Below are 10,715 nucleotides of genomic sequence, written 5' to 3'. Positions count from 1 at the left end.
AGAACAATTAAAGAAGTCGTTAAACAATATGTTATCCGTCGATCTTTCTCAGGTTGGGAACAGGGGAACGGTCTACCTGTTGAATATGTAGTTGCATCAAAATGCGGCGCCCTCCGGCATCTTTGCCGCTTATGTGTGTCGTGGTGCGGCCCGGCCCTCGCGCCGTCTGCGCATCGCGTCGACGCGGCGCGCTGCGTCATTGTCATCAAAGGAGCTGCGCGCATGCCGCAAATCGTCGTTATTACGGGCGCGGGCGCGGGGGTGGGGCGCGCTGTCGCCGAGGAGTTCGCCAACCACGGCTGGTCGGTAGCCTTGCTCAGCCGCGACGTCGCCAGGCTGAAGACGGCTGCGGCTGAACTCGCCGAGCGCTATGGCGTGCGTGCCCTCGCCATTCCCACCGACGTCGCGGACGCCACGGCGGTAGAGGCTGCGGCAGATGAGGTGGAGCGTGAGCTGGGGCCGATCCACACCTGGGTCAACGTCGCCATGGCGACTGTCTTTGGGGCGGTGAGCGAAGTTTCGGCTGCCGAGGTCGAACGCGGCACCCGCGTCACATATCTCGGCCAGGCGCATGGCATGATGTCCGCGTTGAAACGGATGCGAACTCGAAACAGGGGCGTCATCGTCAATATAGGCTCGGCGCTCGCCTATCGTTCTGTTCCACTACAGGCGATCTATTGCGGCGCGAAGGCGGCGATCCGTGGTTTCACGGATAGTCTGCGGTCCGAGATCATCCACGACAACCTTGATGTCCAGCTCACCATCGTGGACCTGCCCGCGGTAAATACGCCGCAATTCGATTGGGCGATGAACAAGACCGACCGCCGGCCGCAGCCCGTGCCGCCGATTTATCAACCCGAAGTCGCGGCGCGCGCTATTTATTTCGCAGCCACGCACAAGCGCCGTGACGTGTGGGTTGGCTGGCCGACTGTCAAGGCGATTCTCGCGAACATGATCGCGCCCGGTCTCCTTGATCGCTACCTCGCCACGGCCGGGTATTCCGGCCAGCTCACCGACGAGAAGAAATCCGCAGATGCGCCGGCTAACCTGTTCAAGCCTGTGCCGGGACCTTATGGCGCACATGGACGGTTTGACGCGCGGGCGCGCAATGTAAGCTGGGAGATGTTTACTAACCGGCACCGCGCGGCTGTGGTCGTGACATTGACGTTGGTGGCGGGCGCCGCGCTGCGCGGGATTACCAAGCGCCTTGCAAGTTAGGCCGTTAAGCGAAACCAGTGCGCTCATCATTATTCGCCGCTGGGCGTTCAGTTCCGGAACCTCGCTTTTGAGTGGGCGTTATGTCCGTGCATCTGAGTCGTTCCGGTTGTGTGACTGAGGAGTCTGTCTTGCCGGACGTGGACCTGTGGCTGGATTGTCAAGCTTCCATCGGGGAGTGTCCGACCTGGTTCGGCGCCACGAACGCAATCTACTGGATCGACGTGAAGGAGCCGGCCTTGCATTGCGTCAGCGCGGACGGCGCGCACAGCCATTGGCATGTCCAATCCGATATTGGCGCGTTCGCGCTGCTGGAGGATCAAGCGGCTGCGGTCGTGGCGCTACGGGATGGCCTGTTCCAGCTGGATTTTGCGACGGGCGAAGCGTTCCCGCTCGCCACGCCTCCCTTTGATCCTGCGGAGTTCCGATTCAATGAAGGGATTTGCGACGGTTGCGGTCGATTCTGGATCGGCGTCATGTTCGATCCATCGTCCGGCGCGGCCGTCGCCAAGCGGGCGGCGGCTATGCATTGCTTTACTTTCGCGCATGGTCTCACGGCGGGTCAGGACCGGAGCGATCTGCACAATGGCTTCGCCTGGAGCATAGACGGCGCCGCTTTCTACTGGTCGCACTCGCGCGCGGGCGCCGTGTTTCGCGCTCCATACGATCTCGGGTCAGGCACGGTCGGAGAGCCGGAGCGTTTCGTCGACATCTCGTCGGACGCTGGCGTCCCTGACGGCGCGGCGATGGACGAGGAAGGCTGCTACTGGTGCGCCGTTCATGGCGGCGGCGCGCTGCATCGTTACGACGCCGCCGGGCGTCTCATATTGCGTGTGGCGTTGCCGGTGAGCCAGCCGACGATGTGCGCCTTCGTCGGACGCGACCTTGACGAGATGGTGGTGACCAGCGCGCGGCAGAATCTAACCCCCGAACAGCTCGCGCGAGAGCCCCATGCGGGCGGGCTGTTCCGACTTCGGCCCGGCGTTCGGGGCGTGGCTCGTCCCTGCACGCTGCAAGGCCCTTAACCGTCGCAGCCGCCGTGCCCTTGTCCGGACCTGAGGGGGAGCAGATTGCGTTGCGCTCCGCTTTCATGGAGGAACATGATGTCGATCAACGTCAGCGAGTTTGTCTGGAAGCGCCTGCGGGAATGGGGCCTGAAGCGCGTCTACGGTTATCCGGGCGACGGCGTCGGCGGCCTCGACGTCGCGCTCCAGAAGGCGCTGCCCGACATGGAATATGTCCAGGTAAGGCATGAGGAAATGGCCGCCTTCATGGCCTCCGCTCACGCCAAGTTCACCGGCGGGGTAGGCCTCTGCTATGCCACGTCGGGTCCGGGCGCGATCCACCTGCTGAACGGCCTCTACGACGCGAAGATGGACAACCAGCCCGTGGTCGCCATTGTCGGACAACAGGCTCGCAGCGCGCTCGGCGCGGATTACCAGCAGGAAGTCGACCTAGTCTCGTTGTTCAAGGATGTGGCGAGCGATTATGTCGCCATTGGAACTGTGCCGAGCCAGGTGCGGCACATGGTGGACCGCGCCGTGCGTATCGCGCAGAACAAGCGGTCCGTCACATGCGTCATCCTGCCCAACGATCTGCAATTGATGCCGTATGAGGATCCGCCGCTCGCACATGGCGCGACGCACACGGGGGTCGGATTTCCGGCGGAGAGCAGGGCGCCCGATGTCAGCGGCCTTCGCGCCGCCGCCGAGGTTCTGAACGCAGGCAAGAAGGTCGCCATGCTGGTCGGGGCGGGGTGCCTTGAAGCTACCGATGAAGTGATCGCCGTAGCAGACAGGTTGGGCGCGGGCGTGGCGAAGGCGCTGCTGGGCAAGGCGGCGGTGCCCGATGATCTTCCCTTCGTCACCGGCGGGCTTGGCCTGCTTGGCACAAAGCCGTCCTGGGATCTGATGCAGGATTGCGACACGTTGCTGATGGTCGGCTCGGCTTTTCCCTACAGCGAGTTCCTGCCCAAGCCCGGACAGGCCCGCGGCGTGCAGATCGACATCAAGGGCGACAAGCTCAGCCTTCGCTATCCGATGGAGGTCAACCTTGTCGGCGACAGCGCGGAGACGCTGAAGGCGCTGCTGCCGATGCTTGAGCAAAAGGCCGACGCGACCTGGCGCGGCAAGATCAAGGAGAATCTCGACGCATGGTGGAAGGTGCTGGAAAGCCGCGCGATGGATTCGGCCGACCCGATCAATCCCCAACGCGTGTTCTGGGAGCTGTCGCCGCGCCTGCCTGAAAACTGCATCGTCACCGCGGATAGCGGGTCGGTCGCCAACTGGTATGGGCGCGACCTGAAGTTTCGGCGGGGCATGAAGGGCTCGCTCTCGGGCTCGCTCGCGTCGTTGGGCGCTGCGACGCCTTATGCGGTGGCCGCGAAGATGGCCTATCCGGACCGGGTCGTGATCGGCACGATCGGCGACGGAGCGATGCAGATGAACGGCATGAACGTCATGATCACGGTTTCCAAATACTGGAAGACGTGGCCAAACCCGCATTTCATCCTGATGGTGCTGAATAACCGCGATCTCAGCCAGGTTACCTGGGAGGAGCGCGTGCAGCTGGGCGACGGGAAGACGGAAAGCACACAATCGATCCCCGATTTCCCCTACGCCAAATATGCGGAGCTGCTCGGACTGAAGGGAATTTTCTGCAACGACCCCGATAAGGTCGGCGCGAGCTGGGACGAGGCGCTGGCCTCGGACCGCCCGGTGATCCTCGAGTTTTACACCGATCCCAATGTGCCGCCGCTGCCGCCCCACATCACGCTGAAGGACGCTGAACACTTCATGACGATGATGCCAAGCGAGCCGGAGCTGGGCAGCGTGCTGAAGAACTCGGCAAAGGAGCTGATCTCCACCATCCTCCCGCACCGGTAGACGCTCATGAGATCGAACGCGCCGGTCGGAGCCATCACCGCTCGTGCCTACACGCTGCCGACGGACGCGCCCGAGGCGGACGGCACTTTTGCTTGGCGGAAAACGACTCTGGTCGTCGTGACCGTCGAGGCGGGCGGCGTCCGTGGTCTTGGCTACACCTATAGCGCGGAAGCGAGCGTCGGTTTGGTGAAGGATACGCTCGCGGCGGCGCTGCATGGACGGGACGTGTTCGACATTCCCCATTGTCATCGCCTGATGTTGAACGCCGTGCGGAACATGGGCCGCTCCGGCCTCGCGGCGACAGCCATCTCCGCCGTCGATGCGGCGCTCTGGGATCTCAAGGCAAAACTGCTTGGCCTGCCGCTCGTCGATCTGCTAGGGCGCGCGCGCGAGGAGGTTCCGATCTACGGCAGTGGCGGATTCACCTCCTACGACGACGCGCAGCTGACGCGGCAACTCGCCGGATGGGTCGAGCGGGATGGTTGTCGGGCCGTCAAGATGAAGATCGGCGCTGACCCGGAAGACGATCCGCGCCGCGTGAGGGTGGCCAGGAGCGCCATTGGCGACGCCGCCCTGTTTGTCGACGCCAATGGCGCGCTGTCTGTGAAGAAGGCGCTGCGGTTCGCCGACATTTTTGCGGCCGAGGCCGGCGTCGCCTGGTTCGAGGAGCCCGTCTCGTCCGACGATCTGGACGGACTGGCGCAGGTGCGGGCCGGGGCGCCGTCCTGCATGGACATCGCCGCCGGCGAATATTCCTATAACACCGACGACGTGCGCCGCATGCTGACGCGCCAGGCGGTGGATGTGCAGCAGGCGGACGCGTCCCGCTGTGTGGGCGTCACCGGCTTCGTGCAGGCCGGCGTGCTGTGCGACGCTCATCACATCGATCTGTCGGGCCATTGTGCGCCGGCGCTGCATTTGCACTGTGCCTGCGCCGTGCCGCGGTTGCGCCACCTCGAATGGTTTCACGACCATGTGCGCATCGAGCAGATGCTGTTCGACGGCGCCCCCATAGCGAACAATGGAACGATCCGGCCCGATCTCAGCCGTCCAGGTTTGGGTCTCGAATTCAAGCAGCAAGATGCGGAGCGATATGCGACATGAAGCAACAGTCGATAGAGCTTCGGCGCCGGGTTTCCGCGGTCAATGCGCAGCCGACGGGAGGGATTTTCGCTGCGCTGGCGCTGATGGGCGCCGCAACGGCGACGGGCGCTGCGCTGCTCGCCAGCAGGGCTTCTCCGCCGCCCTCGCGCGATTTGCCGACGCCGCCGTCGCGGGGACCGTCGCTGTTGCCCGCTTCGCCCGTCGCCGATAAACGCGGGGCCGACCGCGCCGCTCGGAGGCTGAACCGCGCCGCGGGCACGATCGCCGCCTCGGTGCTGATCGACAGCGCGATGGAGCATTATCGCGGCCGCTTCGAGAACAAGGCGATGTACACGCCTTTGATCGTCTCGGCGCTCACCATCCTCGCTTCGTTTCACGGCCATCGGGACCGTGCGCGCCGCGCGCATCCGGCGCGGGATTCGATCTATGGCCTGGCTGGATTGACGGGGGCGGTCGGCTCCGCCTTCCACGTCTATAACGTGGGCAAGCGGGTGGGAGGCTTTCGCTGGCAGAATATCTTCTACGGCGCGCCGCTCGGCGCGCCGATGGCGATCGCCCTTTCGGGGATAACGGGGTTTCTGGCGGAGCGCGTTCGCGATAACCCGGCGGGGACTGTGCCGTCGGTCTTCGGGGCGCCCGCGGGACGCATGGTCGCGGCGTTGACCGGGGCGGGTCTCATCGGAACGACGGCCGAAGCTGGATTGCTGCATTTCCGAGGCGCCTTTCACAATCCGGCGATGCTCCTGCCGGTCACGGCGCCGCCTGTCGCCGCCGCTTTGCTCGGAGCCGCCGCCGTCGGCGAGGCGGATCGACCACGGCCGCTGACGCGTTGGTGGCTGCGCTTCACGGCTTTTCTGGGTGTGGCCGGCGTCGGATTTCATGCGATCGGGGTGGCGCGCAATATGGGGGGCTGGAGCAACTGGAGACAGAACATTCAGGCCGGGCCGCCGCTGCCTGCCCCTCCCGCGTTTTTCGGCCTGGCGCTGGCCGGGCTCGCCGCTCTCGGGCTGCTACAGGACAATCCCGATGACTGATCGGCTCACGACCGGGCGATATCCCGGCTACGACGTGACGTCCAAGCGCAATACCCCCTCCTGGAACGACAAGACGCGGGAGGTGATCGACGCGCGACTGGACGTCGCGTCGCGCCCGGCGTTTTTGTCCGCCGAGGAATGGCTGACACTCGTGGCGCTGTGCGACCGGGTGATGCCTCAGCCTGAGGGGCGGCCGCGCGCGCCGTTGGCGGCTTATGTCGACCGTCAGTTGCTGGCAGGCAAAACCAAGGGCTATCGCTTCGCCGATATGCCGCAGCCGGCGGAAGCCTGGAAGCGGGCGCTGGCCGCGCTGGACGAGGTCGCGACGCGAGAGAAAGGCCGACCCTTCGCACACCTCACGCAGGGCGACCAGGATGCGATGTTGCATCGGATGGCGACCGGCTCGTTCGTCGCGGAGGCGCTGAAAGGGATGCCGGCGGCCACGTTCTGGACCTCGCACGTCATCCACGACGTCATCGGCAGCTACTACGCCCATCCGGAAGCCTGGAACGAGATGGGATGGGGAGGCCCCGCTTCGCCGCGCGGCTATGTCCGCTTGGATCTCGATGCGCGGGATTCCTGGGAGCCGGTCGAAGCCGCAGCGGGCGGTGAAGACAAAGCGCGGCGGGAGAACAGCCGTGTCCGCTGATCCCTTCGCGGCGCCGCGCGCCGTCGAAGGACGGGCGCCCAACGTCTTCCGACGCGGCGCCTGGGTTCCGATGCGCCAATTCTCCGATGCGGAGGAAGTCGACTTCGCCGTGGTCGGCACCGGCGCGGGCGGCGGCCCCGTGATCGCGGGCTTGGCCGCGCAGGGCTTCACGGTCGTCGGCTTCGACGCCGGCCCCTACTTTCGCCCGCTTGAAGATTTCGCCTCGGACGAAAGCGAACAGGAGAAGCTGTACTGGAATGACGACCGCATTTCGGAGGGCGCAAATCCGCTGGTGATGGGCGGCAAGAACAGCGGCAAGGCAGTGGGCGGCTCGACTGTGCATTTCGCCATGGTGTCGCTGCGTTTCCGTCCTGAATGGTTCAAGTCGCGTTCGCAGCTGGGCTACGGCGTGGACTGGCCGCTGGACTGGCGGGAGATGTGGGATTGGTATCGCCGAGCGGAGCAGGCGCTCTCGATCTCCGGGCCGATCACCTATCCCTGGGGGCCGAAGCGGCCGCGCTATCCCCTTCGGGCCCATCCCATCAACGGCGCGGCGCAATTGCTCGCGCGCGGCGCCGAGGCGATGGGTTACGCCTGGACGGAAACGCCGCTGGCCACCGTCTCGACGCCCCACGGCGACAGTTCCCCTTGCGTCTATCGTGGTTTCTGCCGGTTCGGCTGCACCACCAACGCCAAACAGAGCCAGCTCGTCACGTTCATTCCTCGCGCCCTGGCCGCCGGCGCGGAAATCCGCGACCTCGCCATGGTGGGACGGATCGAGACCGGGCCCCACGGCCGGGTCACGGGCGTGCATTACCATCGCGACGGCCGCTGGCGTTTTCAGAAGGCGCGCGCCCTCGTCGTCGCGGGTTACGCCATCGAAACGCCCAGGCTCTTGCTGAACTCGGCCACCGCCCAATTCCCGGACGGCCTCGCGAATAGCAGCGGCCTCGTCGGACGTTATCTGATGAGCCAGGCCAATCAGGCGGCATGGGGTTATATGGACGAGGCGGTGCGCGCCTATAAGGGCCCGCCCTCGACGACCATCACGGAACATTGGAATTACGAAGACCGCAAGGATTTCCACGGCGGTTATTGCTGGATGGCCCAAGGTCCTTTGCCGATCGAAGCGATGACGATCATCACCGGCTCCAAAGGCCTTTGGGGCGCCGCGTTGCACGAAGAAATGCTGCGCTACAATCACCTTGTCGGGTTGAAGATGGTGGGCGAGCAACTCCCCAACGAGAACAATTGCGTGACGCTCGCCGACGACACAGATCAGTATGGACTGAGAATCCCGCGGATTTCGTATTCATGGGGCGAAAACGATAAAGCCCTGATCCGGCACGCGCTCCAGCAGATGAGCGCCAGTCTTCAACTGGTCGGCGCCAAAGATGTCTGGCGTCAGGAAAACGACATGAACCATTTGGCCGGAACGGCGCGCATGGGATTTGCGCCGGCGGACAGCGTCGTGAATGCGGATTGTCGAAGCTGGGACATTCCTAACCTGTTCGTGTGCGACGGCTCCGTGTTTCCAACCGTCGGGGGTGTGAACCCTTCGTTGACCATCACGGCCATCGCGATGCGGACTGCGGAAAGGATCGGACAGATGGCCCGGCGAGGCGAGCTGGCGTGATGGAGTTCCTCGGCGCGCCATGTCGTCGCGCGGACCGGCTGTGGGCGCCGGCCAGGCGGGTTTGCGGCCATGCTGACGCGAGCGGATGTCTCCAGCCATTCGGCGCACGCCCCTTTTTTGCCCTGCTCGCCGGGCGAAGCGCCTTGACCTGGCCCGGGTTGACGGACAGCCCGTCGGGACCGTCGCGCCGGCGCCCCGGCCTCAAAACATGCAGGACGCCGGAACGGGCTGTTCGCCATGCCCCCGCCTGTGGAAGACTGCGACAGGCGACCCGGACCACAGCGAAACGACAACATACCTTCAACGATATGCGTCGGCTTTCAAGCTAACGGGCCAGTTCGACGAGCGCCGCCCGCCCTTCGGCTTCGAGCGCCGCCGCCCGCTCGCGCACGCTGTTGTGGTGCGTGAACAGAAGCGTCTGCGTTGTCTCGCCGAGCCGCGCCAGAAGGTCGAGCGTCGCCGCGCCACGCGCGTCGTCGAAATGCACCAGAAGATCGTCGGCGATGAAGGGAATGGGCTCGGCCGCCGCCGCATGGCGCTCGACGCTGGCGATGCGGAAGGCGAGATAGAGCTGGTCGAGCGCGCCGTCGCTCATCTGTCCGACCGGCGTGACGCGCCCGTCCGCGCGCCGTCCGACGACGCTCGGCTCCCCCGCCTCATTGACGTCGCTTGCGACGCCCGAGAAGGCGCCGCGGGTCGCCGCCGCGAACAATTCGCCGGCGCGCGCCAGCATCGGATCCTTGCGCCGCTCGCGCAGCCGCGACATCGCCTCGCGCAACAGGTCTTCGGCGAGCGCGGCCTCAAGATGCAGCTCCAGCGCGCCATGCATCTCGGCGGCGGCGGCCTCGCGCGCGGCGGTCGCGTCATTGACGCCGCCGCCGGCCTCGAGCGCGCGCAGCTCGCGCTCGCAATCCTGCAACGCCGCGCGCGCCTCCTCGAGCTCCGTGGCGCATCGCGCCTTTTCCGCGTCGAGCGCCGACGCGGCTTCGGCGATCTCTTCGTCGGAGCGTCCCGCAAGCTCGGCGCGCAGTTCGGCGGGCGCGAAGCCGTCTCCGGCGCTGGCGAGCAGCGCTTCATGGTCGCGCCGGCCGCGCGTCAGCGCCAGCCGTTCGGCGCAGCGCGCCGCGAGCGGCGCAAGCTCGGCCTCGGCGCATCCGGCGTGGGCGCAAAGCTCCGCGACGCCGGCCCGTGCGGCGGCCGCGAGCTTCTCCGCCGCCGCCTTCTCGGCGAGCCGTTCGGGGCGTTCGCCTTCGAGGCTCTTGCGCGCCGCCGTCGTCTCGCGCGCCGCGGCGGCGCGCCCCTCAAGGAGGCGGGCGGCGGCGACGGGATCGGCCGGCAGCTCGAAAGACACCCGCGCCGCTATGTCGGCCACGTCCGCCGCGAGTTCGGCGGCGTCGCGGTCCATGCCGTCGAGCCGCCGGCGGGTGAGGTCGATGGCCTTGAAGCTCTCGCGCGCTTCGGCCCAGAGATTGGCGAGCGCGTCGGCCTCCTGCGGGCTCGTGTCCGGCGGCGCGCCGAGCGCGGCGAGCGCGGGGGCGAAGCGCAGGCGCCAGCGCGCCTCGTCGGCGAGACGCGCCCGCAGACGCACGCCCACGGACTCGATCGTCTGGGCGAGATCGTCGAGCTGGCGCTGGTCGGCGCGGAAATCGCCATGGTCCGACGCATGACGACGCGCCGCCGCGCTCGCGGCCTCGGCGCGGGCGGAAAGCGCGGCGGAGCCGTCGAGCCCGAGCCGCGCTTCGGCGAGACGCAGGGCCTCGAGCCGCGCCTCGAGCGCAGCCTCCTCGGCGGCGAGCGCGTCGGCTTCGGCGCGAAACGCCGCATGGTCGCGCAGAAGCTCGGCCCGCGCGCCGACGACGCGCCTCAGGCGCGCGAGATCGCCGTGGCGCGCGGCGTCGGGCCAGACGGTCTCCCAGGCGGCGGCTTTCTCGGCGGCCAGCGCCGCGAGCGTCTCGAGCGCGCGCTCATGCTCGCCGAGCACGGCCCGAGTCTCGGCGCGCTCGCGTTCGGCGAGGCTCAGGGCGGCGAGGCGTTCGGCTTCGCCCGAGCGCCGGTCGGCGAGGGCGTCGGCCTCGCGCGTCAGCCGCTCGACCGAGCGGAGCTCGGCGCGCCTCGTCTCCTGCGCCGCCGCGGCGCCCGCGTCCGGCGCGCCATAGCGCCGGCCGAGCTCGGCCAGCGCCGCGTCGCGCGCC

General features: G+C 66.9%; 7 protein-coding genes and 1 pseudogene. 7 read left to right on the top strand and 1 reads right to left on the bottom strand.

What is annotated here, in order from left to right; genetic code table 11:
• Positions 1–222 precede the first annotated feature (222 nt).
• From ACILRB_RS10465 to ACILRB_RS10435, 7 genes are all read left to right on the top strand, one after another.
• Positions 223–1,218 carry an SDR family oxidoreductase gene (locus tag ACILRB_RS10465; protein WP_395666236.1) on the top strand — a complete coding sequence of 332 codons (996 nt, stop codon included), beginning with the start codon at positions 223–225 and terminating at the stop codon, positions 1,216–1,218.
• A gap of 137 nt (positions 1,219–1,355) precedes the next feature.
• Positions 1,356–2,240, top strand: a complete 885-nt coding sequence (locus ACILRB_RS10460) for an SMP-30/gluconolactonase/LRE family protein (protein ID WP_395666272.1) — start codon at positions 1,356–1,358, stop codon at positions 2,238–2,240.
• A gap of 78 nt (positions 2,241–2,318) precedes the next feature.
• Positions 2,319–4,100, top strand: a complete 1,782-nt coding sequence (locus ACILRB_RS10455) for a thiamine pyrophosphate-requiring protein (RefSeq protein WP_395666271.1) — start codon at positions 2,319–2,321, stop codon at positions 4,098–4,100.
• A gap of 6 nt (positions 4,101–4,106) precedes the next feature.
• Positions 4,107–5,204 (top strand): enolase C-terminal domain-like protein, encoded by a 1,098-nt coding sequence (locus ACILRB_RS10450; protein ID WP_395666235.1) that lies wholly within the window; start codon positions 4,107–4,109, stop codon positions 5,202–5,204.
• Complete coding sequence (locus ACILRB_RS10445) at positions 5,201–6,238, top strand: hypothetical protein (protein WP_395666234.1); 1,038 nt, start codon at positions 5,201–5,203, stop codon at positions 6,236–6,238. The genes ACILRB_RS10450 and ACILRB_RS10445 overlap by 4 nt, the downstream gene beginning before the upstream one ends.
• A complete protein-coding gene (locus tag ACILRB_RS10440) occupies positions 6,231–6,887 on the top strand; it encodes a gluconate 2-dehydrogenase subunit 3 family protein (protein WP_395666233.1) in 657 nt (218 codons plus the stop codon). The genes ACILRB_RS10445 and ACILRB_RS10440 overlap by 8 nt, the downstream gene beginning before the upstream one ends.
• The gene (locus tag ACILRB_RS10435) at positions 6,877–8,523 is read left to right on the top strand and encodes a GMC family oxidoreductase (RefSeq protein WP_395666232.1); all 1,647 of its coding nucleotides are present in this window, start codon (positions 6,877–6,879) and stop codon (positions 8,521–8,523) included. The genes ACILRB_RS10440 and ACILRB_RS10435 overlap by 11 nt, the downstream gene beginning before the upstream one ends.
• A 325-nt stretch (positions 8,524–8,848) precedes the next feature.
• On the opposite strand, the pseudogene ACILRB_RS10430 reads toward ACILRB_RS10435, so the two are convergent.
• A pseudogene (locus tag ACILRB_RS10430) lies at positions 8,849–10,715 on the bottom strand (hypothetical protein); the annotation flags it as partial.

Origin of the sequence: Methylocella sp. (genome assembly GCF_044226135.1) — a bacterium.
Taxonomy (GTDB): Bacteria; Pseudomonadota; Alphaproteobacteria; order Rhizobiales; family Beijerinckiaceae; genus Methylocapsa.
The sequence above is the reverse complement of the archived record's forward strand: the minus strand, read 5'-3'. Positions and strand labels throughout refer to the sequence as shown.